Source organism: Winogradskyella thalassocola (genome assembly GCF_900099995.1).
Classification (GTDB): domain Bacteria; phylum Bacteroidota; class Bacteroidia; order Flavobacteriales; family Flavobacteriaceae; genus Winogradskyella; species Winogradskyella thalassocola.
Map to the genome: position 1 here is coordinate 361413 of NZ_FNCZ01000001.1, position 26961 is coordinate 388373.

General features: G+C 32.5%; 31 protein-coding genes. 21 read left to right on the forward strand and 10 right to left on the reverse strand.

What is annotated here, in order from left to right; genetic code table 11:
• Positions 1-39 precede the first annotated feature (39 nt).
• From BLT80_RS19960 to BLT80_RS01505, 3 genes are all read left to right on the forward strand, one after another.
• Complete coding sequence (locus BLT80_RS19960) at positions 40-192, forward strand: hypothetical protein (RefSeq protein ID WP_175455527.1); 153 nt, start codon at positions 40-42, stop codon at positions 190-192.
• Positions 193-339: 147 nt separating this feature from the next.
• Positions 340-888, forward strand: coding sequence for a carboxymuconolactone decarboxylase family protein (locus tag BLT80_RS01500; protein ID WP_092465817.1), 549 nt, complete (start codon positions 340-342; stop codon positions 886-888).
• 32 nt (positions 889-920) lie between these two features.
• Positions 921-1304, forward strand: coding sequence for a hypothetical protein (locus BLT80_RS01505; protein WP_092465818.1), 384 nt, complete (start codon positions 921-923; stop codon positions 1302-1304).
• A gap of 85 nt (positions 1305-1389) precedes the next feature.
• Here BLT80_RS01505 and BLT80_RS01510 read toward each other — a convergent pair whose 3' ends face one another.
• From BLT80_RS01510 to BLT80_RS01530, 4 genes are all read right to left on the reverse strand, one after another.
• Positions 1390-1722 (reverse strand): single-stranded DNA-binding protein, encoded by a 333-nt coding sequence (locus BLT80_RS01510; RefSeq protein WP_092465819.1) that lies wholly within the window; start codon positions 1720-1722, stop codon positions 1390-1392.
• 522 nt (positions 1723-2244) lie between these two features.
• Complete coding sequence (locus tag BLT80_RS01515; RefSeq protein ID WP_139180993.1) at positions 2245-2604, reverse strand: hypothetical protein; 360 nt, start codon at positions 2602-2604, stop codon at positions 2245-2247.
• 396 nt (positions 2605-3000) lie between these two features.
• Positions 3001-3954 (reverse strand): IS1595 family transposase, encoded by a 954-nt coding sequence (locus BLT80_RS01520; RefSeq protein WP_092465821.1) that lies wholly within the window; start codon positions 3952-3954, stop codon positions 3001-3003.
• Positions 3955-4435: 481 nt separating this feature from the next.
• Positions 4436-5023: a hypothetical protein gene (locus BLT80_RS01530; protein WP_092465823.1), complete on the reverse strand. Its 588-nt coding sequence runs from the start codon at positions 5021-5023 to the stop codon at positions 4436-4438.
• A 501-nt stretch (positions 5024-5524) separates the two neighbouring features.
• Here BLT80_RS01530 and BLT80_RS01535 point away from each other — a divergent pair.
• Positions 5525-5767: a hypothetical protein gene (locus BLT80_RS01535; protein ID WP_092465824.1), complete on the forward strand. Its 243-nt coding sequence runs from the start codon at positions 5525-5527 to the stop codon at positions 5765-5767.
• A gap of 210 nt (positions 5768-5977) precedes the next feature.
• Here BLT80_RS01535 and BLT80_RS19820 read toward each other — a convergent pair whose 3' ends face one another.
• Positions 5978-6226: a hypothetical protein gene (locus tag BLT80_RS19820; RefSeq protein WP_139180994.1), complete on the reverse strand. Its 249-nt coding sequence runs from the start codon at positions 6224-6226 to the stop codon at positions 5978-5980.
• 111 nt (positions 6227-6337) lie between these two features.
• On the opposite strand from BLT80_RS19820, the gene BLT80_RS01545 reads away from it, so the two are divergent.
• From BLT80_RS01545 to BLT80_RS01610, 14 genes are all read left to right on the forward strand, one after another.
• Positions 6338-6877, forward strand: coding sequence for a hypothetical protein (locus tag BLT80_RS01545; RefSeq protein ID WP_092465826.1), 540 nt, complete (start codon positions 6338-6340; stop codon positions 6875-6877).
• Between the two features lie 184 nt (positions 6878-7061).
• Positions 7062-7427, forward strand: coding sequence for a transposase (locus tag BLT80_RS01550; protein ID WP_092465827.1), 366 nt, complete (start codon positions 7062-7064; stop codon positions 7425-7427).
• 5 nt (positions 7428-7432) lie between these two features.
• On the forward strand, positions 7433-8284 hold the full coding sequence (locus BLT80_RS01555; RefSeq protein ID WP_139180995.1) for an IS3 family transposase: 852 nt from the start codon (positions 7433-7435) through the stop codon (positions 8282-8284).
• Positions 8285-8336: 52 nt separating this feature from the next.
• A complete protein-coding gene (locus BLT80_RS01560; RefSeq protein WP_092465829.1) occupies positions 8337-8900 on the forward strand; it encodes a YIP1 family protein in 564 nt (187 codons plus the stop codon).
• 394 nt (positions 8901-9294) lie between these two features.
• Entirely contained in the window at positions 9295-9525 is a 231-nt protein-coding gene (locus tag BLT80_RS01565; protein ID WP_092465830.1) for a hypothetical protein, read from the forward strand.
• A 103-nt stretch (positions 9526-9628) separates the two neighbouring features.
• Entirely contained in the window at positions 9629-10420 is a 792-nt protein-coding gene (locus BLT80_RS01570) for an alpha/beta hydrolase (RefSeq protein ID WP_092465831.1), read from the forward strand.
• A 307-nt stretch (positions 10421-10727) separates the two neighbouring features.
• The gene (locus BLT80_RS01575) at positions 10728-12536 is read left to right on the forward strand and encodes a DUF885 domain-containing protein (protein WP_092465832.1); all 1809 of its coding nucleotides are present in this window, start codon (positions 10728-10730) and stop codon (positions 12534-12536) included.
• A 169-nt stretch (positions 12537-12705) separates the two neighbouring features.
• Positions 12706-12990 carry a carboxypeptidase-like regulatory domain-containing protein gene (locus tag BLT80_RS01580; protein ID WP_092465833.1) on the forward strand — a complete coding sequence of 95 codons (285 nt, stop codon included), beginning with the start codon at positions 12706-12708 and terminating at the stop codon, positions 12988-12990.
• On the forward strand, positions 12991-13593 hold the full coding sequence (locus tag BLT80_RS01585; RefSeq protein WP_092465834.1) for a hypothetical protein: 603 nt from the start codon (positions 12991-12993) through the stop codon (positions 13591-13593). It abuts the gene before it with no gap.
• 201 nt (positions 13594-13794) lie between these two features.
• Complete coding sequence (locus BLT80_RS01590; RefSeq protein WP_092465835.1) at positions 13795-14505, forward strand: DUF4488 domain-containing protein; 711 nt, start codon at positions 13795-13797, stop codon at positions 14503-14505.
• A gap of 22 nt (positions 14506-14527) precedes the next feature.
• Entirely contained in the window at positions 14528-15457 is a 930-nt protein-coding gene (locus BLT80_RS01595; protein ID WP_092465836.1) for a hypothetical protein, read from the forward strand.
• Positions 15458-15609: 152 nt separating this feature from the next.
• Positions 15610-15873, forward strand: a complete 264-nt coding sequence (locus BLT80_RS01600; RefSeq protein ID WP_092465837.1) for a hypothetical protein — start codon at positions 15610-15612, stop codon at positions 15871-15873.
• 39 nt (positions 15874-15912) lie between these two features.
• Entirely contained in the window at positions 15913-16557 is a 645-nt protein-coding gene (locus tag BLT80_RS01605) for a spermidine synthase (protein WP_092465838.1), read from the forward strand.
• Between the two features lie 40 nt (positions 16558-16597).
• Positions 16598-16948, forward strand: a complete 351-nt coding sequence (locus tag BLT80_RS01610) for a hypothetical protein (RefSeq protein ID WP_092465839.1) — start codon at positions 16598-16600, stop codon at positions 16946-16948.
• On the opposite strand, the gene BLT80_RS01615 is transcribed toward BLT80_RS01610, so the two are convergent.
• Positions 16945-17430, reverse strand: coding sequence for a CBS domain-containing protein (locus BLT80_RS01615; RefSeq protein ID WP_092465840.1), 486 nt, complete (start codon positions 17428-17430; stop codon positions 16945-16947). The genes BLT80_RS01610 and BLT80_RS01615 overlap by 4 nt on opposite strands.
• Before the next feature lie 122 nt (positions 17431-17552).
• On the opposite strand from BLT80_RS01615, the gene BLT80_RS01620 reads away from it, so the two are divergent.
• Together BLT80_RS01620 and BLT80_RS01625 are read left to right on the forward strand one after the other, a co-directional pair.
• The gene (locus BLT80_RS01620; protein ID WP_092465841.1) at positions 17553-18362 is read left to right on the forward strand and encodes an NAD(P)H-binding protein; all 810 of its coding nucleotides are present in this window, start codon (positions 17553-17555) and stop codon (positions 18360-18362) included.
• A 94-nt stretch (positions 18363-18456) separates the two neighbouring features.
• Positions 18457-19173, forward strand: a complete 717-nt coding sequence (locus BLT80_RS01625) for a hypothetical protein (protein WP_092465842.1) — start codon at positions 18457-18459, stop codon at positions 19171-19173.
• 62 nt (positions 19174-19235) lie between these two features.
• On the opposite strand, the gene BLT80_RS01630 is transcribed toward BLT80_RS01625, so the two are convergent.
• A complete protein-coding gene (locus tag BLT80_RS01630; RefSeq protein ID WP_092465843.1) occupies positions 19236-19763 on the reverse strand; it encodes a hypothetical protein in 528 nt (175 codons plus the stop codon).
• A 171-nt stretch (positions 19764-19934) separates the two neighbouring features.
• On the opposite strand from BLT80_RS01630, the gene BLT80_RS01635 reads away from it, so the two are divergent.
• The gene (locus BLT80_RS01635; RefSeq protein WP_092465844.1) at positions 19935-20888 is read left to right on the forward strand and encodes an NAD-dependent epimerase/dehydratase family protein; all 954 of its coding nucleotides are present in this window, start codon (positions 19935-19937) and stop codon (positions 20886-20888) included.
• A 144-nt stretch (positions 20889-21032) separates the two neighbouring features.
• Here BLT80_RS01635 and BLT80_RS01640 read toward each other — a convergent pair whose 3' ends face one another.
• The 3 genes from BLT80_RS01640 to BLT80_RS01650 are packed head-to-tail and all read right to left on the reverse strand — an operon-like array spanning position 21033 to position 26960.
• Positions 21033-22370: an alkaline phosphatase family protein gene (locus tag BLT80_RS01640; RefSeq protein ID WP_092465845.1), complete on the reverse strand. Its 1338-nt coding sequence runs from the start codon at positions 22368-22370 to the stop codon at positions 21033-21035.
• Positions 22371-22380: 10 nt separating this feature from the next.
• Positions 22381-23790 carry a hypothetical protein gene (locus BLT80_RS01645; protein WP_092465846.1) on the reverse strand — a complete coding sequence of 470 codons (1410 nt, stop codon included), beginning with the start codon at positions 23788-23790 and terminating at the stop codon, positions 22381-22383.
• Between the two features lie 11 nt (positions 23791-23801).
• Positions 23802-26960, reverse strand: coding sequence for a TonB-dependent receptor domain-containing protein (locus BLT80_RS01650; RefSeq protein WP_092465847.1), 3159 nt, complete (start codon positions 26958-26960; stop codon positions 23802-23804).
• Position 26961 lies beyond the last annotated feature (1 nt).

Below are 26961 nucleotides of genomic sequence, written 5' to 3' on the forward strand. Positions count from 1 at the left end.
CCACGCATCTTTGCATTGTAATATTAAAACAATAACAAGATGACACTAAAAATCAAATCCATATTCAATCTCATAGAGATACTTACAAACAGTCCAAAAAAAATAGTAAAAACCATTAACGCAGAAACGCATTGTGAGCATAAACATATTCACGATTACTATTGTGATGCCGAAAAGCCATTTATAATCTAAATTAACAACAAGGGAAATAATGACATGACAAAGGGAATAACAAGCATTCTTTAGCACTGAGATATATCCCAACTTTGTACCAACAAAAAAATCGTAACAATTACTAATAATAATTCTGTATCTAATCAGAATAAAAAAACAAAAAACATGAGCACATTTAATATTTTAAAAAGAGAAGACGTTAGCGCTAATAACCAAGCCATATTCGATAACCTAAATAAGGCATTAGGTTTTGTACCTAACTTATATGCAACCTATGCCAATAGTGACACTGCTTTAGAAAACTACTTAGCATTTGCCAATGCAAAAACCTCATTATCCGCTAAAGAAAAAGAAGTTGTGAATCTTGCTGTTAGTCAAGTAAACGATTGTATTTATTGTCTTTCAGCACATACAGCCATTGGAAAAATGAACGGCTTTACAGATGCACAAATCTTAGAATTAAGAGCTGGTTATTCTACTGTAAATGACAAGTTTGATGCGTTGGCAAAATTGGCTAAAAACATCACAGAGAACAGAGGTAAAACAGACCAAGACGTCTTAGAAAACTACTTTAATGCTGGTTATACAAAAGGAAATTTAATAGATACCATTTCTTTAGTTGGCGATAAAACCATCTCTAACTATGTTCACAGCACAACGCAAGTACCAGTAGATTTTCCTGTTGCGCAACCTTTAGAATTAGAAACTATTTAATTAATAATCATAATCCATAAAATTTAAAAAAGATGAAAACAATTGTAGCCATTATCGCGATCGCATTAACCTTTACTTTAACAGGAAATGCACAAGACGCAATGACCACTAAAGCAACAACAGTGTCTTTAGAACAAACAAAAGGGGTATTTACACAAACGGAATTAACCTTAACAGAAGGCGATTATATTTTTGAAATTGCCAATAATAATGTTGGTCTACAAGTTGGTTTTGTATTGGTTCCTAAAGGAAAAGATGCTTCTAAACCAGAAAATCATATTAAAACGGCTTATGTTACTAAAGCTGTAGAAAACAACACTAAAGAATCTAGTAATGTAACCACATTGGCTAAGGGAGAATACGTGTATTTCTGTCCTTTAAATCACACACCTCAATACACACTTACAGTAGAATAGATTTCACTTAAGTGGTCTATTTTAAATTAAAAAAAAAGCAACCTATTGGGTTGCTCTTTTTCGTTTTATCTATAAATAAATCTAATTATTTTCCTAACATTAAAAGCTCATTACAAACCACTTCTGTAGTGTAGCGCTTTATACCATCTTTATCTTCCCAAGATCGCGATGTTAACTTCCCTTCTATGGCCACTTCTTTGCCTTTGGTAATATATTTCTCAATAATCTGTGCTGTTTTTCCCCAAGCAACTACATTGTGCCACTGTGTGTCTGTGATCTTTTCGCCTTGTGCATTTTTATAACTATCATTAGTGGCGATAGAGAATTTTGCTAAGATTTTTCCGGATTCAAAATTGGTGATTTCTGGGTCTTGTCCTAAGTTACCAATCAACTGTACTTTGTTTTTAAGTGTGTTCATAATTTCTAAATTTAATGGTTAAACAGTTAATACTATCGAGTTCTAATGTTTCGACATTGCAAAGATGTGATAGCTTCCAAATATTATTCGGTAGTTACCTACTTACATACGTTTGTAATTATTTGTTATCGCTTGTAAATGGATAATGACTGATTATAGTGGCACCTATATACAATTTACCACAAGATTACTAAGAAATTATAATAGCGAAGAAAATCGCTTTTTTTAATGTGAAGTATGTAAGTTAATTAATTTAAGTAATGCAATACTAGCGAGTCAGTATAGCTACTTAGGCATCCTGCCGATTCAAAAATCAAATTAAAATCTTACATTTCAATGATCGTGTTAGCACTTGTCAATATTTACCGTTTGGCTTAATCTTGACTTACGACCAAAATCGATGCTACTTTTTATCCTTATCCTGTTTAGGTTTAGGAACAGACACTTTTAGAACGTCGTCTAATGTGCCTTTTATTTTTAAGCTTTCCTTTTTGACTGGATTTGTTTCTTGTTTACTCATCTCTAAATGACTTTTATTGATTTTATATAAGCCTTGTTAAGTTTAAGTCTAAACTCTATATAATGAGATCCTTCATAAGGGGTTATTTCAACGTCCACAGAAACTCGTGGTTCTAAATTTGACCAACGCACAAATTTTTTAAATAAAGACATTCCTGCTTTACCATTTAATTTAAAATCAAAAAATAATGTACCTTTTTTTTCAATGATATAATTGATGATAATACTGCTTACGGCACTTCTTAATGATTTACAATAAATAGAGTCACTTTTACCTAATAAATTCACCAATGAAACCTCAGTGTGCTTCATGCTTACTGAATCATCAAAAACTAATTGGTATGGTGTGTGAGTGGAACTCATGAACCTAAAAACATCTAGTCCATAAATATTTTCCCTTGTAACTACAATCATTAAGCCCCTCTTACCTGTTTATATGCGCTAACAGCTAGATTCATTAAGTCTCTCTTTCTAGAGAGAGCTTTTTGAATCCTATTAACCTTTGCAGGTGATGGGTTTTCGTCTACCTTATAGGCAATATTATTGCTGTCAAGATAATCTGTAATTAATTTCGTGGTCATTTTGTTGAGTGTTATAAAATAAACGTTATTAATAATGTAAATAAGGTTCTTTTATGGTGCAAAAGTACAAAACTTGTACCAAAGTCATATGCAATTATACATTATTTTATATAAATTACGCTAAAAATAGTTGCTTATTCGTCGAAATACAATGTTAAAGCTTACGTAAATATTGCATTTATATTGATTTACATATGTTGCTATAGGTTAATCTTTTATAGCTCAACACACTCTCACTATCAACTAAAAACTTCTCAAACTTCTCTTGACTTGTCAACGCTCTAGTATTAAAACGTGCGCTATATTCATCCAAATAACGTTCTAAATGCTTTTCGCTTACTTGGTGGTAAACACCATATAAACCACGCTTTAAAACTGACCAAAACCCCTCAATCGTATTAGTATGAACATTACCTTCAACATAAATATTAAGAGCATGTTTAACATTGTCATGTGTATAGAATCGCTTTAGTTGATTATATGCAGGGGCTTCATCAGAATAGATAGTCGCATCCTGTGGAACGTGTGTCGTCACAAAATCTACCATATTCTGCGTAGTCTCTCCGCTTACGTGTCTCAAAGCAACTTTACCGTTACGCTCGATAATACCTATAATAACTTTTTTAGGCTTATACGCTTTACCCTCATTTGTAAGGTTCTTATCTTCCTGTGAACGTCTTTTATTGTAATGCTTGTTGCGTTCTTTTCCGCCGATATATGTAGCATCGGTTTCTATCGTTTTACTCTCTCCCAACATTTGCGGAGACTTTTCTTTCAGCATTTCTCTAATGCGGTGTAAAACGTGCCAAGCTGATTTTTGAGTAATTCCCAAGTCTAAAGCCAATTGAACCGAACTAATACCTTTCTTGTGCGTTGTAGCTAAGAAAATCGCTGCAAACCAAATTCTTAAAGGAATATTTGAATTATGGAATATAGTTCCAGTTGTTACCGTGAAATCCTTTTTACAATCCTTATCACTACATCTAAAACCTCTTTTCGTTCTGTACGCTTTAACACACCCACAATGAGGACACGCAACATCGCCGTTCCAACGAATAGTCTCGTAATACTCTTTACAGGTACTTTCTTCTTTGAAGTGATCTAAAAGCTGTGGAAGTGATTTAAAATTCATAGTAACGGTTATTAGATATACAAATATATACGTATTATTTTGCAATTACAAATATTTATGCAATTATTTACGTACTATATTGTGATTTATTATATATTTGTACTGTGATTAGAGACTTGAAAAGTTTATATGCGTTGATACTCAATAATAAAGTTGAGTTCTTTGATACTAATTTAAAATCGTTTGTAGAAAAATTAAATGATTTTGATAGTAACTCGAGGAATTACGACTATTACTATAGAAAATTTAAGAATTTAGATTATATAGAAATTGTAAACAAAGATGGTGTAAAATACCATTTGCAAAAACTTTTGTAGATTTGTAAAATGAAAAAAGGGAGCGTCCGTGAAAACTAACTCCCAATTCCGACTTTAAGTTAGAAGCCCTATCCAGATGGAAGACGGCACACTTTTAACGGATAGTCTGATACTTCCAAATGAGGAAGCCTTTTAGTATAAGCACCTTTTGAGGTGCTTTTTTTTTATCCATATAGTTCTTTTTCCGAACAATTATCGGGATTATAATTGCCACTTATGTAGTTAGTATTATATTCAAAACCCTTAATAATACCACCATTTCTATCTAACCAATCTTTTTTGCCCCAAAAAGTATTTCTAGCTTCATTGCCAAATTTATATTTAACAAGAAGACCTTTTTTCTTAACACTCAATGTTTTAATAGATAGTTCTCTAGCTAAATTTGAAGAGTCTATATCTTCTATACCTTTTTCCTTAATCATAACACTTGCGATTTCTCTAAAATGCATGAATCTTTCATTTCTGTTTATGATATCCAACACAGTTGAATTAATATTAAATTCAGGCTTAAAAGATTTCTTACTGTTTGAGGATTTTTTATTTGAAATAACCTTCGAAGATTTACTAAACTCATTATTAGATTCATTATTAGATTCATTAACCATAGAAATATTGTCAAATAATGTTCCAGAATATGAAGAAGAGTTTAATAGCGAGTTAATACTAATTCTTAAACTTTCAAGCTCTTTATTAAGCTCTTGCTCTCTTTCTTTAAGGGCTTCGATTGCAATTTGATACTTGTTGTTTGTCATAACTATATATTTTTGTATATTTGATATAATAAAAAAGTGGAGCTGGAGGGTATCGAACCCTCTGTTTAAGAATAGGAACTCCGTAACATCGCCAGACAGCCCCCTTACTTTTTTATTATAAATGATAAATTTCAAAAAACCTTCAGTTTTGTCGCTAGGAGGTTTTTTTGATTTACCAAAGATATAAATATTTTTCTTAATTAATTTTATATAAAGAGTGCTAACAACCGAAATACGTAGGCTATATAAATATATTACTGTAATTTAATAGCATAATGCTACGCACTAAAAGAGCCGTGTTATAGAGTACGTAAGAGGTCTGTAAAAAAAAGAGGTATTTTCTCTTAGTTTATCTCTTAGTGCTAATTGTTAATAACTTTTTAAATATTGTTAATAACACCAGTTAATATTTTGAAATCAATCTTTTATACAGAGAATGACATTATACGACTTCAATAAACTATCATTAGAAGAGAAACAGGCTACTGTCTGGGGGTTGGTATGTTTTTAGATAACTACATAACTAAAGACGTTAAAATTAACTGCTACGCTATTGATAAATTCTTTGTAGAGGTTCACTACAGCGCAGAACACAACACAATTACAGACGTTACGTCTTTCAAAAGCGGTAAAGACCTGGATAAGTATTCTAATATAGGTAAAGACAATTGGGATAAAGGTGATATTGCTTTGGTAATATTCTTATTTGTTACCACTATTTTAGGATTGTCTTTTATGCGTTAAGAAAGTAATTTGTAGATTAGTAAGATAAATTTATCCCACGCTAAAATATGAATCACTTTAAGGAAACCGATTTAGAATACAACTATTCAAGATGGAACGTAGAAAATGGAGTTCAACACATACTTCCTCCATTGTCATTGGATAAAGACTTGGTAATGATAAAAATAAAGGATGGAAACTTTACAAAAGTTGACTTTAGGATTATTGAATTTAACGGTCTTTTGCTTTTTCAAGAGCTTCTTTCTGATCGGAAATATGGGTTTGACATAAGTGATGTAAATCTTGATAAAATTTACTTTCGTGTCCAAAACGATCAAGGTGTGATTTGGACAAGGCTACTGATAGAATCAATAGATGATTTGATGCATTACTATCGTTAAATTTTTCTTTTTCTACCACGTCCAACAAGGTTGTTAAAACTTCTTTTGGTGTCCAGAATTCTTTATTTTTAATTTCCATTTTTTTAATTTTTAATTTGTGGTAAGTCGTATATAGATGCCATTATAGTGGGTTTTGTTTTGATATTGAAAGAATTAATATATTGCGTATATTTATGTTTTGTAAGTAATTATGAAGAAACTGCTGATTATCATATTCTCATTAGTATCATACTCCGACTTTGGAAATGACAATCAGTTGTATGAGAATTATTGTAAAGCTCTGGACAATTATGGCAGTACTTATCAAAATTATTTAGTAGTTAACATCCAAGATAAATCAAATGGAAAATCTACTGAAATCTGCCTCACAGGATTTGAATTAGTATCGACTATGATGGACGAATGGAATTTTGACATAGAGAATGAATTTAAAGCTGTCCGAAAAGTAAAGCGGAATAAAAAACGAACTTTTAAAGTGGAAAACTATGACAAGCATAAATTTTTGAACAGAATTGAATACTCTCAATCAGAACTTATAAAATATTCTGACCGAATAAATTTTGACTCTATTGCTAATAACATTTCGAACAAAAACGAATGGAGTTATTTTGCGGATAATGAAAAAGAACAGGTAATGATTGCGCATTTACTTTTTAAACAAGGCTACTCAACTGGAATTAATGAATGTTTTGGCGGAGAACAATTGGAATATTACGTTGAGGAAAAATAACTACTTACAACACCATGTATAATTAATTGCTGGTTTTAAGACTACTTACGAACATTCCTGCGGAATATTCTATCTGTGATTTATTTGCTAAATTAGTTGCTTAACCACGCAACTAACCATACACAAAACCGTTGAATGTAATTTTGACCCGTCCTGAATAAAGGCTACATAAATTAACACAATTATGTACAAAAATGACAAAGTAATCAGACGGTATTCAGAACCATTTAAACTGAAAATTTTAGCGGAACTTACAACCGGAAAACACACAAAGAGCGAACTTTGTAAACTCTACTCTATTGCACCTACTACAGTCAATGAGTGGATTAAAAAGTATAATCGTAAAGACTTAATGAACACCAGAGTAAAAGTGGAAACGAAAGACGAAATATCTAGAATCAAAGCATTGCAAAAAGAGAATGAAAAACTTAAAAAGCTACTGCTTAAAAAGGATCTGGATGCAATGGTAGAGGAATCTTATCTTGAAGTAGCTGCAGAAAAATTAGGATATAAAAATATTCAGCAACTTAAAAAAAAACTCAATATCTAGCTTTTATTAAAACTAGAAATAGAGCTAAGGGATTTGCTTCTTTATCTACTATAGCAAGTTGTTTTGGACTTAAACGTGATGCGTATTATAAATACAAATCTAGAGCTGATAAGCGTTTAAATCTAGAACAACAGATTATAAACATAGTCAGTAAAAAACGTAAATCCCTTCCTAGAGAAGGCGTACGTAAACTCATAAAATCATTAGATGATGGTTTTACAAAAGCCAACATTAAAGTTGGTAGAGATACGCTATTTAATGTCCTTAGAAAACATAATATGCTAACACTTAGAAAGAAAACCAGTGCCAGAACTACTAACTCGTATCATCGCTTTTATAAGTATAACAACATTATAAAAGACCTTGAAATAACCCGACCTAATCAAGTTTGGGTATCTGATATTACATACATCAGAACCGTAAAAGGGTTTTGTTATCTAGCCTTAATAACAGATATGTATTCTAGGAAAATTGTTGGTTATGATCTTAGTGATAGTTTGGAACTAAAAGGGTGTGTAAGAGCCCTAAATAAGGCCATATATCAAGCCAAAAACATTAAACAACTTATTCATCATTCAGACAGAGGTATACAGTATTGTAGCAATCAATACACGCAAATACTAAAGAGAAAAAAGATAGATATTAGTATGACTGAAGAAAATCATTGTTACGAAAATGCCATGGCTGAGCGTGTAAACGGTATCTTAAAAGACGAGTTTTATCTCGACCAGACCTTTGATAACGTAGCACACGCTAAAAGAGCTGCAAAAAATGCAATTAATTTATACAACGAAATAAGATTACATTTATCTTTAGACTATAAAACACCAAATATGGTATATAAATTATCAGCTTAATTTAATTTTAACCTGTAGCCGTATTTCAGGACAAGACATTTAACGAACCGATATGAAATCATTATTATTAACATTAATTTCGACCAAAAAAGGTCTAAATGTTTTAGATGAAGAATTTGAAGATGATTTATATAGGAAAAGTCTTTTAATTTTTAGTGTTTACGGAATAGTTAAATTTATATTTGATTTTGACGAACAGACAAATGAGAAAGGTTTTTTTCTAAATTTACTTGAGTTTGGAATGTCCATTTTATTCTCTATCATAATTGGACTTATCTTTTCTTATATTCTTTATAAGGTAGGAAAATGGATTAATGGAAAAAGCAATTTTGTTGAAATTTTTTCTCTTTTTGCTTATTCATATTTTCCAATAATTATTGGGTTAATTATTATTGGAATATTGAAAAAAACTGAATATGAAATCGGGAATTACAACAACATTTACCTAAGATATTTTATTTTGTTTTTAAGTTGGTTATTTTCTATTAAAATAATATTTCAAGGATTAATAAAATTCAATAAATACGGAATAAAAAAAGCAATATTGAATTTATCAATTTTAATTGGATTTATAATTGGACTATATTTTTTACTACCAAATTTAATAATTGAATAAAAAAACTGCATACAACAAAGTACTGTGGCAATAAACAAGTAAAATTTATGAACCTTTTGTGCTTTACCTCAAAATTTCCGTTGGTTCGTTTTCTTTTACTAACTTAGTTAATAGCCAAGTCAACTAACCGTGCACAAGCAGGTTAGATGTCATTATAACCAACACAAAAACAGAAGATTGCACCAATACTATTTAAAATATGATAACATATTTTTTCTTCTTCAATGTTATATAAACATTTAAAAAGATGAAAATAGCTTCGAAAATTACTTTTATTCTAATTATTCTCATGTTGTTATCGTTTAGTTCTGAAGACAATAGAAATTAAACATCAAAATTTCAAGGATACTGGAATGGAACCTACACAGGAAATCAAGATAACGGCACTTGGATTATGCCAGTAGATAATACTGGTGCTATTACGGGAATCTCAACTTCTAATGTGTTTAATCAAACTTTTGATGTTAATGGAAATGTAGAAGACAATGGAAATTTGAGTGTAACCGTTGGAAACGCAAGTAGCGGTGCAACATTTGAAGGAACAATGGACGAGTCAACAGCTAGTGGCACTTGGAATAATACAAGTGTAAATATGAATGGAATTTGGGAAGGAGCCAAGCAATAACTTTTACAAACTAAAGAAATACGTCGCGGCACATTACAAAACAACGCTTTTAAAATATAATTTGCATCTTTTAAAAAGCTATTAACCAATCATATACATAGATATGAAATCAAAAATAAAGTTTGGAATAATCTCGGTATTAATCACATTTGGTACGGTTTCATTTTCAAGCAGCGATAACGTTTTTGCTAAAACTCATAAAACAGAAGCGGTTTCAAGCATTGAAACTTTCACGTTTTTATCACATGGTAAAAAAACAAATGGAAAAATATATTTACCAGCCTCATACCCTTCCAATAAAAATCTGCCTGTTATCTATTTAATAGATTTTGCAGAACAGCATTTTAAACTTGCTACTGATGAATTTGAAAAGGTAATTGATGCTGTAAATCAGGTTGAGGGATTTGAAGCATTGGTCGTTAGTTTAGAAAATATTCCTAATTTTAATGCTGAACCAGAAACATTTAAAGAGCATTATGAGATTTTTAAAAACATGGCTTCTTATGTTGATACTAAATTCACTAAAAACACTTCTAAAACATTAATAGGTAGAGGAAGTGAATCGGGTATAGTTCTTATGACGTTATTTATTGAAAATGAAGACACTTCTGTGTTTAATAATTTTATTGCAACAGACCCATCACCAAAATATACATCGGCTCTTATGGACTTAATCGAAAAGGATGGAGTTCCCAAAAAGGAATCAAATAAAAAACTTCATTTGTCTTTTTCAACAACTAATGACCAAGTACAATGTACCAAACTAATTAACCTCATTAAAGACGCCAATTACCATTGGCTAGACTTTGAGTCAATTGAATATACAGAAAGTGATTATGAAAATGCATATCCTATGGCTTATGCAAATGGGATAAAATATGTTTTCAATAAATAACATTAGAAAACAAGAAACGTGCTATAACCCGGTATAAATTAATAATTAGTTCTAACCTACTTAAAAAAATATTTTAGATTTTAATTACTAGTCTACGACACTCAGCGACTATTAGGTTTGCATGTGCTAAATCAGGTGCTTCAATACGCAACTACCCACACCCAAACACCTCACCATCAAGACATAAAATTATAAATTCTATTTAATAACGTAACGCATCATATTTAATTAAAAGCTATCAACTTTTCATTCAAATCAATAAAAATCCAATTTAGAAGTGTAACTTATACACCAAAACCAACCAAAAATGAAAAAACTTCTCACCATCTGTTTAACGGTCGCATTAGTATTCGTCTCGTGTAAAGAGGACGTAAAAAAAGATATTATTACTACTAAAAATTCAGATTTCACCGCAATGTTAGCGAATTACAGCGAAGGAAAATTGAAGCTGAATCCAATTGAAGCCACGTTTATTGGAGATGGTCGCTTCGATGCTGCCTTTCCTAATTATTTATCTGATGACTTCCGGAAGGACTGGCATGATTTTTATTCGTCTTATGCATCTCAATTAAAAGAATTTAAAGATGCCGATCTTACAGAAAGTGAACAAATGAGCAAAGGAGTTATGGAGTGGGATTGCGAAATGGCATTGGCACAATCTAGTTTTAAAAATGACTTATATATGCCTATTAACCAGATGTGGTCTGTTAATTTAGTAATGACACAATGGGCTACTGGCACAAGCGCACAACCTTTTAAAACCGTTAAAAATCACGAGGATTGGCTAAAACGATTAGAACACTATAACGTTTGGCTGGAAACAGCAGAAAAACGCATGAAAGAAGGTGTTGCAGAAGGTTACGTATTGCCAAAATCGTTGATAAAAAAAGTGATCCCACAGTTTGAAGCGCTCACTAAAGTCAACACTTCAGCTGAAGGCATTACCGACCTTTCGGAACACTTATTCTTTTCTCCAGTAATGACTTTACCAGATAGTTTTTCATCTGAAGAGAAAGAACGACTAACTGAAGCTTATTCTAAACTAATATTAGATAAGCTTATACCGTCATTTAAATCTATGGCATACTATTTAAAATCTGATTATTTAGATGCAGGACTAGAAAGCAGTGGTATTTCTGATATTCCTAATGGTAAAGCCTATTATGACCATGCCATTAAATTTTACACAACAACAAACATGACGGCTGATGAGATTCATGAACTAGGTTTAAAAGAAGTGGCTAGAATTTTAGCCGAAATGGAAAAAGTAAAGGAGCAAGTTGGTTTTGAAGGAGATCTTAAAGCATTTTTTAATGCTGTGAGATCTAATAAAGCGTTGATGCCTTATACAACTCCAGAAGAAGTGATTGCTAATTTTAATACCATTCACAACAAAATGAAACCACAATTAAATGAACTTTTTGCGAATAAGCCGAAAGCAGCATTTATAGTAAAACAAACAGAAAAATTTAGAGAAGCTTCAGCAAGCGCAGAATATAATCCTGGATCTGCAGATGGTACAAGACCCGGTGTTTTTTATGTGCCTATAATAGACGCTTCTGCTTATAATGTGTTTTCTGATGAAGCTTTATTTTTACATGAAGCTATACCAGGACACCATTATCAAATATCTTTAACTATAGAAAACGAGGACTTACCAGAATTTAGAAAGTCGTTATGGTATAGTGCTTATGGTGAAGGTTGGGCGCTTTACACCGAAAGTTTAGGTAAAGAATTAGGCTTATACACAGATCCTTATCAATATTTTGGAATGTTAGGCATGGAAATGCACAGAGCAATAAGATTAGTCGTAGATACAGGCATCCATTCTAAAGGTTGGTCTAGAGAAAAAGCTATACAATATTCGTTAGATAATGAAGCTGAGTCTGAAGCTAGTATTACCTCCGAAATTGAGCGTTACATGGCCAACCCAGGACAAGCCTTATCTTATAAAATAGGACAACTAAAAATTAGAGAATTGAGAGCAAAAGCAGAAGAACAATTGGGTGATGCTTTTGATATCCGTGAGTTTCATACACAAGTTCTCGAAACCGGTTGTATTCCACTTGCACTTCTAGAAAATAAAATTAATAACTGGATTACTACGACTAAATAACGAAAACACATCACTATATATAATGTATCGCTAGTTCTTGCCTACTTACAAAATTGCTGGCATCAGTTCGAGACACTCAGCAACCATTCGATTTGTATTTCCTAAATTAGATGCTTCAATACGCTACAATCCATATCTAAAAGCGTTAGGCATAAACTGAAAGCACAAAATGAAACACAATATTTGTATCCTAATTTTAATTCAACTACTTAATTTTCAGTCATTTTTACAAGACATTGTTATGACAGGAACTATTTTAGATTCTGAAAGTAATAATCCAATTGAATTTGTAAATATTGGTGTTTTACATAAAAACAAAGGAACAATTTCGAACCTAAATGGAAAATTCAGTTTAAGGGTTTCTAAAGAATTTAAAAATGATAGTCTAACGTTTATTACTATTAAATCAACTAACGTATCTTACAATCAAAAAGCCATAGTTATCAGTTATTAAATGCTATATATCAAATTCAAAATACAAGACGCTTCTAAGTATCGAGATTTTCAAAAACTCTATGATCATATGGTTATGGTAAGGCAGCCCAATTTTGTAATTGAGGATGACGAACCTCCAGAATTTGATTGGGATCATATGACGGCTCAAGAATCTGAAGATGCCATCGAGACACTTCTCGATTATTGCGAACGCGATAAATTAGACTTTATGAGGTTCCAGAAACTCATACCAAATTACGCTAGTGTTTATTTAGAAAGCTACCATAAACAAGATAGTAATAACGTTGAGCCACTTAGTGAATCAGACTCAAATGCCATACTAAATTATTTAGAATACGGATTTGAAGTCGATCTAAATAAGCTTCAAAATCCGACTAAGGATCTTTCTATTATTGAATTCTCTACAGGAAACTTTCCTTTTGGAGGTTTGGAGCGGTTTTTAATGACACTAAAAGCTTTTGATTTACTACCTGTTGAATGCTTTGATGGGTTTTCGGCATTGCGACTAGATTGGACCACTGAATTTGAATATGACAGCACCGTATTACCCGAAAAAAAACAAGGCCTTTTTCAGAAATTTAGAGCCTTGATTTTTCGGTAATAGATTAGTCTAAAAAAACAAGAATCATTAAACACGCTTACTTAGCATATCGTTGATTTTCTATTTGGTTTTTATTCACTAAATTTAATGCACAACTGTTAGCTTTCTTAATGAGCAGTTCAGAGACTCTTAAAAAGAAAGAACCTCGTTATTTAAGCAGCTTAGACAAGCTGTTCTTAGCACGACATAAACTACGAAATCATGAAAAAAATAATAGGATCAATCCTTTGCATTTTAATGACCTTTGGAATTGAAGCTCAAGGTATAATTGGAGCTTGGGAAAGCTACACCACTTCAGAAAATGGAGACCAATTAAAAAGCGTGGTTATTTTTACTGAGGGCTATCAAGTACTAACAATATATAATGCTACCACCGGAGAGTTTATTCATAGCAACGGTGGAACATGGAAATTAGACGGAGATATGATGACCGAAAAAACGGAATTCAACACCGATAATTCTGAAGTCGTTGGCACTGAAGTAAGCTTTAAAATTAGTGTTACCGATAATACATTAGAAATCCCTGATAGTGAGTTAAAATATAATAAAATAGATAATGGCACTCCAGGAAAACTGCAAGGAGCTTGGCTAATGTCTGGTAGAGTTAGAGATGGCAAAACAGAAACACGTGACACTAGCAAACCAAGAAAAACGATGAAAATATTGTCTGGCACGCGTTTTCAATGGATTGCTTACAACACCGAAACCAAACAATTTATGGGCACAGGAGGCGGAACATACACCACCATAGACGGAGTCTACACAGAAAATATAGAGTTCTTTTCAAAAGACGATTCTAAAGTGGGCATATCTTTAGAATTCAATTTTAAACTTAGAGATGGACAGTGGATTCACACCGGATTTTCGAGCAAAGGCGATCCCATACACGAAATTTGGAGCTTAAGAGCATAATTTATCATACATAAACGACACAATGTTAAACGTAAAGAAAATTTTAGCACTATTAATCATTGCGAGTATTTCTATTTCTTGTAAAAATACGGAACATGAAAAGAAAGAACCCGTTACAGAAATTACATTTGAAGACATTATAAATGAGGACTACGAATTACATAAATCTTCTAAAAACTCCAATGGAGTATTAGTCCTTTTTGGTGGTTTTCCTGAAAGTGCTAAAGACATAAAACGCGAATTTAAAATACTTGAAAACGCAGAAAACCATAACATTTCTGTTCTGTATATGAATTATAGCCAAAAAATTTGGCTAGAGCAGGATGAATTATCGCAATTATCAGAACAGCTTCAGGATATTTTTAAAGTGAATATATTACCAACCGATAATGTTTACATCGGTGGGTTTTCGAGTGGAGGGAATATGGCACTTTTAATTAGTGATTTTATGACAAATCAACAATCTAATATCATTCCAAAAGGTGTTTTTATAGTTGATTCCCCTATTGATTTGGTCGCATTATATAACACTGCTCAGAAAAACATAGAACGTAATTTTTCAAATTCAGCAGTACAGGAAAGTACATGGTTGCTGGAAACTCTAGGTGCAAAATTTGGCAATCCAAAAGACAGTATCTCAGGTTATGAGGAGTATGCTATTTTTACTTCTAAAACGAATAACATCAACACTATTAAAAACTTAAAAAACACAAAAATTAGATTGTATACAGAACCCGATACGCTTTGGTGGAAAGAAAATACCATGGCAAAATACGAGGACTTAAACGCTTACTATATCAAAAAGCTTTCGGAAGCATTGCAAACATCGCAATTTAAAGATGTCACGTATATACCTACAACGGACAAAGGCTATCGCTCTAATGGAGATAGACATCCACATAGTTGGGCCATTATAGACACTAAAAACTTAATAAATTGGATGTTAAATTAACAAACATAACAGCCAACAATCTTTATATCAAATTCTTAGGCAATTACAAGCTTTCTAAGTCTTAGTAAATCCGCAGAATTAATATATATTTTTTAATTTAGTGTTCATTAAAGCATTCCATAACCGATTGCAAAGTGACTAAAATCGTACCCATGAAAAAGAATTTATCAAACATAAAAGCAGAAATAGAAAACTATGCTAGTGAATCTAATTTAACAGCATTACAAGTTGTTGATAAACTGAAAGATTATTACTTCAACAAAAAAGTAAATGAGAATTTAAAACTCTATAAAAAAGGACAGAAGAAAGTAAGTGAGGTTACTAAAGACTTAAAAATCTCTCCACGAAAGTTTTATGCCATTCTAGAAAAGAAAAACATAAACTACACCAAATACAATAAAAATAAAGACGCCTAGCTTATAGCAAAGCAACGAAATAAACTACCTTTAGTAACTATGAAGCAATTGCTCAGTTACATTTATCCTGTTACAAAAACCATTGATTCTAAGTACAGCGGTAAGCTAGAAATAACGTGGTACAATGGTAAAAAACATCTCAATTCAGAAAACGCCAATTACAGTTATGGTTCTTTACAACGCATTTTAAAATATGGATTAGATAAAATTGAACTTTCCAAAGTCAATTCAATCTTAATTTTAGGCATGGGAGGCGGAAGCGTTATTAAAACCCTTAGAACCGATTTTAACTATACCAACATTATTGAAGCCGTAGAATTAGATCCTGTAATTATAGACATTGCCAAATCAGAATTTGGGATTATAGAAAACGAACATCTTAAAATTCATTGTGCAGATGCCTTTCATTTTATTGAAGCAAACACTAAATTATTTGACCTAATTATAATCGATCTTTATATAGATCTTTCTGTTCCAGATAAATTTTTAAGTCCTACGTTTTGGGACCAAGTGCTCAACTCAAAATCTTCAAAAGGATCGTTGCTTTTTAATGCTTCTGTGAAAGAATCAGAATTGGGCAAAGTTAAAGGTATCGTAAGTTACCTTAAAACAAAAGTCTTTAAAGTAGACATTTACGAAAAAGTAAACAACACCAATACCGTTATCATTACCAGTTCTTTATAACATTATAATTTAGTATATTGTAAGTACTTAATTTAAAGTTATGCGGAAAAAGTGTCCAGAGTGTGGTGACGTCATCGTTGGCAGAATAGATAAAAAATACTGTAGCGATGGCTGTAGAAATACGCAGAATAACCGTCTTAATAAAGATTCTAAAAATTTAATTAGAAACACTAATAACCGCTTAAGAAAAAACTACAGAATTTTAGAAGCACTCAATCCCAATAAAAAAATGAAATGCTCTAGAGCAAAATTAGTAGAGAAAGGCTTCGATTTTAATTATTTTACAAGCACCTATACAACCAAAGCTGGCACAATCTATTATTTTGTGTATGACCAAGGCTATTTACCTCTCGAAGGAGATTATTATGCATTGGTAAAGCGCGATGATTAAGACCCTCTTTTCGTAGTACTATTCCAATTCTCGCCTTTCAATTCTAGTGCTGCAATCAAAATATCCTTTTGGCTAATTTGCCCTATTAGTTTTCCATTTTCTACAATTGGAAAACGACGCCTTTTAGATTTTAAAAACTTATTTGCTGCATCAAACACATCCATATTACCGTCAATAGTTTCAACATCTCTTACCATACGTAACTCCACATTATCGTGGGCTAAAGGCATATTATAATACCGACTTTCACTAAGCTGTTTTAAACAATCTCCTTCAGAAATAATACCAATTAATTCTTGTTTATCATTAACCACCGGACCACCAGAAATCTTATTTCTAATTAAAGCTTCAACCACCTCTTGTACGGTTTGCTCTGGTCTAAACGTTATGAGTTTTGTACTCATATAATCCTTTACTTTTAATTGCGTAGGTTCATTAGCATTTTGCTGCTTACGAGCTCCTTGAAAACTTTTTATAGCCATAACGTTATGATTTTAAAGGTTAGAGTTAATTCTAAAAATACTGAAAATTAACCACTTAAAAAAATCAAAATGCCAAAGCGCATATATTCCGTATTTTTAACCTAAATATTTATCCATTTATATTGAAAACTCAAATAAGCATTATTGGTTGCGGTTGGCTAGGTCTTTCTTTAGCTCAGAAATTAGTTGAAGAAGACTACACCGTCAACGGCTCTACGACCTCCAAGGATAAGTTGCAAGTACTACAAAAGCATCGTATAAATCCATTTTTAATCACTTTAACAGAAACCTCAATTTCAGGTTCTTATTCTGAGTTTTTAACAGGAAGCGCAACCGTAATTATTAATATTCCGCCTGGATTAAGAAATAATCCAAATAAAAATCATGTTGCAGAAATAAAGCTTCTAATATATGAAATTGAAAAACATGGGATAAAAAATGTGTTATATATTAGTTCTACTTCTGTATTTGAAGATGGCCAAAACTTTCCAGTTATTACGGATAAAATAGTTCCAAATACAACTTCAGAAAGCGGTAAACAACTCATAGAGATTGAACAAATGCTTCAGGCAAATTCTAATTTTAAAACTACAATTTTACGGTTTGGCGGTTTAGTAGGCGACGAGCGTCATCCTGCTAAATTTTTATCTGGAAAAACCAATATTTCAAATCCCGAAGCTCCTATTAATTTAATTCACAAAACAGATTGTCTGGCTATTATAAGTTCTATTCTTAAAAATAAACTTTGGAATATCACCTTAAACGCAGCTTATCCTGAGCATCCCAATAAAGATGTTTACTATGTAAACTATTGTAAACATCATAACTTACCACTTCCTAAATTTAATTCTTCAGAAAAAAGCAAAGGAAAAATTATAGAATCTAAATTAGTGGTACAACTTTTGAACTACACCTTTAAAGTATCCCCATAGAAATTAATAGATTTTTAAGACCATTTCTGTTTAATTTTTATAGATTTAGCACTTTAAAGTTAAAATTATTAAAGAACAATAAACTAAAGAACAAATGAAGACTATTACAATTGCAATTCTTATGTTATTCTCAGTAAGTGTGTTTGCACAAACGAATACAGAGTTAAAAAAACATTTTGAAGCGTATTATACTCAAATGAAAAAACAAGGTGATAAGCAAGGCGTTATAAATGCCATGACACATCTCGATGTTTTAGAACCTTCTGTAGCACGTAAAGATACTTTAGCATACATCTACCTTTCTGAAGGACAATACATGCAAGCTTTAAATACTATTGGAGTCGAAAAAAACGCAACAGACTCTGATATGAATGTAGAAGTAAAAGCGTTAGCATTAAAAAATCTTAATCAGATAGAAATGGCTTTAGAGCATTTTGAAGTGCTTTACCAACGTGCACCAAATGCCTATTTAGCTTACGAAATGGCTGATATGAAAATTCAGACTAACGATTTAGTAGGAGCACGATTAAACATTGATTACGCTATGGCTAATGTTACAGACGACATGAAGCGTGCTTTCTACGAAAAGCAACAACCTTATGAAACATCTATGAAGGCAGCTTTAATGTATTTAAAAGGGCTTTTAACGTTTACTGAAAATAAGAGCACCAATATGGATGCCGCTTTAAAATTAATGAACGATGCGTTAGCTATTGATCCTAATTTTAATCTCGCTAAGATTAGTAGAGAAGCACTAGAAGCTCAAAAGGCACAACGTGCAAAGCAAGCAGCAGCAGAGAAAAAAGGCTAAAATATTACAAATTATAGATTATAAAAAAAGCAGCTCATTGAGCTGCTTTTTTAGTTTTATATTTATTCGGGTTGAATTTTATTATAGAACTCACTTTCTAGCTTTTTATTAATGAGGTAATTAAGATTTGAAAACGCAACAAAAAGCGCTTTAATATTTAATAATTTCTCTTCTCTACTAATATTATCTATCGTTAGATTTTCATTAAGCTTTAAAAGTTCTGTCTCAATAATGGCATTTCGCGATATAATATGATTCGTTTGAAACTGATCTGGCATTTGTGTCTTAAATTCATTAATAAACTTTTTTAAGAGTTCTAAATCTCCATTAAAAAAAGAAAAATCTGCTTTCTTTAAGTAACTGATTTGAGTTGCCAACTCATGGTACCTTTCCCAAGTGACAATCGCACTTTGACTTTCGCTACTCAATGCATAATCCCTGTAATCTATGTTCTCAATAGTTTTCGCTGTAATTTTTGTGTTCTGTTCTGTATTTTCAGTTATTTCTAGTTCTTTAGTGCTATTGGTATCATCATCACAACTGATAACCATAATACAACTTAATACTAAAACGATGAATCTAATTTTCATAAGTGCTAACTAATTTTGACTGTAAATATACTAAACTATACATTTTAATGATTTAGTATCTGCGTTTGAATCTAAATTGAAGAATTCATAATAAAACCCGGATTTTCTGAAAATTTTAATATTACGATGCCTAAATTCTTACTACTTTTGGCGATAATTTAAAAAGAGTAGATGTCTTCAAAAATATTAATCATTGGTGCCTGTGGGCAAATAGGAACAGAATTAACTACCAAATTAAGAGAACTACATGGCGTAGATAACGTTATTGCTAGCGATATTAACACACGTAAGTTAGAATTGGTAAACGCTGGACCTTTTGTAATATTAGATGCTAAAAACTTTAATGCCATAAAGGATTGTTGTATTAACCATAAAGTAGATACCATTTATCTTATGGCCGCTTTACTAAGTGCTACAGGCGAAAAATACCCAATGGAAGCTTGGGATTTAAACATGAACTCATTATTTCATGTGCTTAATTTAGCCAAATCCGGTCAAATTAAAAAAGTGTTCTGGCCAAGTAGTATTGCTGTTTTCGGGCCTACTACTCCAACCAAAAACACCCCTCAACATACTATTTGCGAACCTACAACCGTTTACGGTATTACCAAACAAGTTGGAGAACGCTGGTGCGAATATTATCATGATAAATACGGTGTAGATGTAAGAAGCATTCGTTATCCAGGTATTATCAGTCATAAGGCAATGCCAGGAGGTGGCACTACGGATTATGCTGTAGAAATTTATCACGAAGCTATAAAAGAAGGCAAATACGAGAGTTTTTTATCAGAAGACACCAATCTACCAATGATGTTTATGGATGATGCTATTAAAGCCACAACTCAAATTATGGCCGCACCTGCTGAGGATATAACCATAAGATCATCTTATAATTTATCGGCTATTAGTTTTACTCCAAAAGAAATTGCAGAAAGTATTAAAGCCGAAATGCCAGATTTTAAAATGACTTATAAACCAGACTTTAGACAAGCTATTGCAGACAGCTGGCCGTCATCTATTGATGATAGCGTCGCAAGAAAAGATTGGAACTGGTCGCACGATTTTGATCTAGAGAAAATGACTTCTGAAATGTTAACGCAGTTGAAGAAGAAGTATCAATCGTAAAATTTACTCTTTTCGAAATAACATAAAAAATCCTATCGATTGATAGGATTTTTTATTTGTTAAATAGCACCATTATACAGAAATAAAAAAAGCAAGAGAAACCTAACTCTTGCTTTTTTACTGTAAAAGATTTAATAATTGGTATTATTTATCACTATTTAGCATACTCTTATAGACAATTCCTTTAGATGATTCCAACTCAGCCCCAAGCAAATAAGCGGATAATGTTGGAATATCTTCCATTTGGATTTCTGGAAAAAGAATACCTTTTTTAAAATCAGGACCAAAGGCTACAAAACCCGTTTGAATATTTTTAGTGTCAGGATATTGACCATGCTTACCACCATGTGCTGCTTTAATTAATACACCTTCTCTGTCATTATTAAAACTAAAGCCATCGTTTGCAGTTAAAGCTAATACGGCATTTGGATTAGCTCCTCTAGAAGTCATCTCATCTCTAGAAATAATTCTAAAGGCTTTTTTGATACTAAAAGGTAAACCTTCGAGTTTCTCTACAATTTTTTCTATTGTTTTTGTATCGTTTTTATTCTTCACATGTAAGAATGCCGAACCACCAGTACTTAAAAAGAATGTGTCTTTATCTAGCAGGCCTAACTCTTTTAACCATAGATTGGGAGCCATACTAGAATGTACAGTATAAAAACCATGATCTCCGGTGATAATAATATTGGTTTGTTCTAAAATATTCGCTTTTTTTAAGGCATCAATTATAGTACTCACAGCCTGATCTGCACCTGCAATTGCTTTTTTAACTTCAATACCTTCACGTCCATTTTTATGTTGTGCACCATCGGAATTTGGTAAGTGAATCGTTAATAAATTTGGAGTATAGGTTCTAATTATATAGCCTGCTATTCTAGCTAAATTTTGATCCATACTTAAAGAACTTAGATTATAGTCATCTATATCTAAATTCCCTGTAGCATTAGCTATGGCATCCTCAAACAAACCTTCAGGTGTTGCATATTTTTGAGTAGCACCACGACGGTCTCTCGGATTATCAAACGACCATATTTCTGGTATATTATAATCTATAAACGGTGCATTTACAGTAATGGGCCAAGAAACAGAGGCCGTTTTTAATCCAGCGTTCTTTGCAGCCTCCCATAAGGTTTTAGCTTTTACGGACTCAAAATCATAATACCAATTTCCAGGTGTCCCTTCTTCCGAAACTTTAGTGTTGTAATATATCCCATGCTCATCTGGACCGACACCAGTAATTAAAGTCGTATGTGAAGGGTACGTCACTGTCGGGAAAATACCATTGACACCTTGAGAAGCAATTCCATTATTGGCTAAATCCTTAATATTAGGAGTCGGCCATTGGTCTTGTAAATAAAAATCTGGCCTAAAACCATCGATACTAATAATAACCAAGTGCTTTGCCTCTTGTGCAGCGATTAGGTTTAATCCAAAACATGTTAATATTACACAATAAATATATCTAAGTTGCTTTTTCATAATATCGTATTTAATTGAAAGGCAATACATGATTTGATGCTTTATTCGCTACCAATACACGGTTCATATCATATAAGATAGTCACATTTCCTGTGGTTTCATCCGCAGTAAAATCGTCTAAACCTAAATTTAAAGGAATGAAACTAGGTATAGTAGGCTGTGTAAATTCATCTGAAATATTAGAATTGTTTAACTGCTCGGTTTGAGAAACAGGAAACTTAATACCTAAGTCGTTAGAACGTCTACCTTCACTAATAAAAATTTCTTGACGCATTAAGTAAATCAGGTATAATACATCATCTGCACTTGCTGTTGCATCAATATCTTGAATTGTGATACTTGTGCCAGAAACGGTATACACAGGTATTAAACCAGCTTGTCTATCTAAGATATACCCTGATTTAGATTCTTGACCACTTTCAAAACTAACATTAACAGCTGTTATTGGATAATCTTGTCTATTAGTACCATTTCTCAATTCTTCGCTATCGTCTAAATACATAATTGGTCTAGATGCTAAAACATTATCTATTAAATTAGTCAATGTGGATTTAGCCAATTCTAAATTATTTTCAGCCGTATACGCTTCCGCTAAAATTAAATAGGCTTCTTCTACTTTAGCTAGAGACAATGGTTTTTGATCTTCTGTAGCTGTTCCTATATCAAAGTATTTAGGGTCTAAAAAGTCTAACCTTGGAAGTGGTGCAAATCTGTTCTCGCTAGCCGTAAAAGTGGCATTTTGGATTTCATTAGGAACTCCATTGGTGCCATCGAATTCTACAACAAATAATAAGCTATTATTACTAATCGCTGCTAAAGCAGAGGATTTCGCATTATCTATATCTCCTAAACCACGGTACACTCTAGACTTTAATAATTGATAAGCTAAAATGGTTTCAGAATCACTTTCATTGTCAATGGCAAGATCTAAATGGCTTAAGCTAGCTTCTAATAATTCGTTTGCCGTATAAGCTTCACCATTACTGTTCATTGGTAGACCTGTAAAATTTTCGCCAGATAAAATTAAGGCGTAAGCTTTTGCAAAATGAGCGTAAGACCATTCTTGAGCTGTAGCATCTGGATCGTTTGGAAGTACTGTTTCTAGAGCATACTCTGCCATTTCTCTTAGCGCTCCAATTTCAACCTGCATACTATTACCATCAATATCTGTATAGTCAATTTGCGGAATATCGTATACTTTATTATAAAGGGTATAATTATTAAAATAATTATCAGAAACCATTTCAGAATTGATGACGATAGCGTTCATGGTTAAGGCAAGTTGCCTTTTAACACCTGTAATCCAGCTCGTAGCAGAATTGTTGTTGTCCAAGAAATCGTCTTCTGTAACATTTGGGTTATCGACACAAGCGGTAAGTGTCAGAAACAAAACGGTTATGTATATATAAATTGTTTTCATGTTTTTTGTTATTAGAAGTTTATTTTTAATGAGGTTAAAAATTCTCTAGGCGCAGAGTACGTAGCATAAGATATTCCACCAGTAGAAGCACCACCTTGTCCCGTTGCCGAACCACTAATTGTAGCTTCAGGGTCAAACGACGATGCTGTAAAACTAAGCGGGTTATTAACACTAAACCCAATTAGGATGGATTTAATAGTATTAGTGTTTTTAGGGATTAAATTGTAATTCATTCCGATGGTCCTAATTTTTATAAAATCAGTCTTTTCTGTAAATAAATTTGTGAAGTTTAACCAATTTGATGTCCCGTTAGCTTCAACTTCTGCTGCTGGCACTATATCATCCGATGCACCATAAAGAAATCTAAACTGTTGATCAAAACTGTTTGCGTAAGCCCCTTTTTGGTAATTACCGTTTGCAAAGAGACTGAAGTTTTTATAGGCGAAATTCATACCGAGATTACCAAACAAATCTGGAATCGTAGTCCCTAAATAAGACTGTGCTGTTGTCGATTCTAAAACACCATTCTCATCAAAGGTTCCATAGTTTCCTCTTATATATCCTATAGGATAACCTTCTTCTACCACTGTTTGAATGGTTCTGGCACTAAATCCATTAATATTAAACGGAGCTACACCTCCAGAGTCTACCACTAGGTTATCTAAAGTGTTTACAGATACATTAAGCGATAAGGTTACATTTTCGGTTTGAATAGGAATAAAGCTGGCATTTATTTCCCAACCCTTATTTTCTATTTCTCCTATATTGTACAATTGACTATTGGCATATCCACTAGATGGTGTTGGCGGCACATAGAATAAAGCATCTTTTGTATTTGCGTTATAGTAACCCACAGAAAGATTTACCCTATTATTAAACAATGCGGCATCGACACCGACTTCAAATGTTTTCGTTTTTTCAGGTTTTAAATCCGGATTACCTGACTGTCCAAAAAAGGCAGCTTGTTCTCCTAAAAAACCATCAAAATCAATGGTTCTTTCATTTACAAAAGCAGGAGGTAAATTACCCGCCACACCGTAGTTTCCTCTTAATCTTAAAGAATTTATAGCTGTTGAATTTTCTAACCAAGGTTCTGAGCTTAATAGATATGAAACACCTGCTTTAGGATAGTATTGCGTCCCAATATTATCTCCAAAAGATGGGTTACGATCTCCTCTAATACCGAGGTCAAAGAACAACTTATCTTTAAAGCCAATATTTTCTTGAAAATAAAAGCCATAGTTGAGCACTTCTGCCAAATATTCTTCACTTGTTTTTATAGCGGCATCACTAATAGTTTCGGCTCCGTCTCTAATATTAGTACCTGTATATTGTATTTGATGATCTGAGTTTCTAAACAACTGACCTCCCACTGTAGAGATAAATGAAAACTTACCTGTTTCAAATTTATGTTGCGCACTTAACTCTAGAGTAATACCAAAGTATTTACGTTCTAGGTTATTTATATTTCCTTCGTCTGTAACGTTAGTTTGAGTTGTATGCGTTAGGTATTCATTGGTTTGGATGGCCTTGTCATTCTGAACTCTATAATCGATACCTCCAACAAATTTAGCTTCAAAATTATTCACCGGTTTGTAAGAGAAACTTTGAGACGTTGTAAATCTATTAATAGAGATTTCGTTGTCTTGTAATTCTTCCGCCGTTTTCACAAAATCATTAATTTCACTAAACTCGGCAGTACTAAGGTCGTCTAATCTATTGTTAAACCCTTTTAAGACGGAAGCACCACTTTCCGCAAACCACAAACCTGTATAACCTCCTTGGTTACCATTTCGGTTTCTGTTGTAAGTATTGTTTACGTAAATAAAAGAACTATTATACGTTACTTTTTCTCCTAATTTAGCTTTAAAACCAGTGCTAAAATCTATTTTTTTGTTGGCATTATTATCGGCTATTTGAGCTCCTGTATTCTCAAGAAAATTTCCAGAAAAACTATAGCCAAAACCTTCAGAGTTACCACCACTTATACTTAAGTTATACTTTTGATAGGTTCCTGTGTTAAACAATAAGTCTTTAGAGCGATCAAAATACAGAAAATCTGTAGTGGGTGCTATAATTCCCATTTGAGTTGAAGCTGTAATTTGCGTTCCTCTAGAACTTCCTTTTTTAGTGAAAATTTGAATCACCCCGTTCGCTGCATCTGAACCGTATAATGTTGTTGCGGCACCACCATTAATGTATTCAATACGCTCTATATTATCCATTGGAATATCGGCAATAGAACTCATAGCTGCTCCTTGTGCACTACCACCACCTAAAGCGCTCGTGGTATTTAAGTTATCCATACGAACTCCATCTATATAAAAAACTGGTGTTGAACTAAGAAAAGCAGAATTAATACCTCTAGATCTGATTAAGGTTGTTGATCCCGATTGACCTCCTGTAAAATTAATCTGTGTATTAGGCAATTTGGTTGCAATCAATTGGTCTATACGTTGCGATGGTAAACCGGCTAAATCTTCCGCCTTAAGAACTTCAACATTGTTAGATAACCTTTTACGCTGTACACTTGCCCCTTGTCCTGTAATTACCACTTCATTTAGCGCAGCAAAATGTGGTGTTAAATGAACAGTAATTTCTAATTGACCTTCTAAAGGATAATCTACGTTTTCGTATCCTATATAAGTAATTTTTAACGTCTTAGTATCGGCCGGAACCGTAATCGTAAACTGGCCATCATAATCCGTTACAGCACCAATATTATAGGCAGTAGCGTAAATATTGGCGCCAAGTACAGGCGTATTGGTTTCATCATATACCACACCTTTTATCGTGATATTCTCTTGATTAATTTCAGAAACAGTTTTGGGTATGGGTTTAACGAGTATACCATTATCGGTGATTTTAAAATCTATTGGTGACTTTTGTTTTAAGGTCTTTAAAACAGCCTCTAAAGGTTGATTATTTATACTTAAATCAATTTTAGTGTTTTGATAAAGCTCATTAGAAATATAAATGAATTTTAAATCGGTTTGTTTTTCAATTAAATTAAACACCTGAATTAAGGATGCTTTTTTTAACTGTAAATTAATAGTGTTATTACTAATATAATAACGCTCAGTGTTGTGTTTTGGATGTATACTTCCATAAACATTTAATAAACTTGCCAAGATTATGACAGTACTTAATATGAATTTGTGATATTTCATA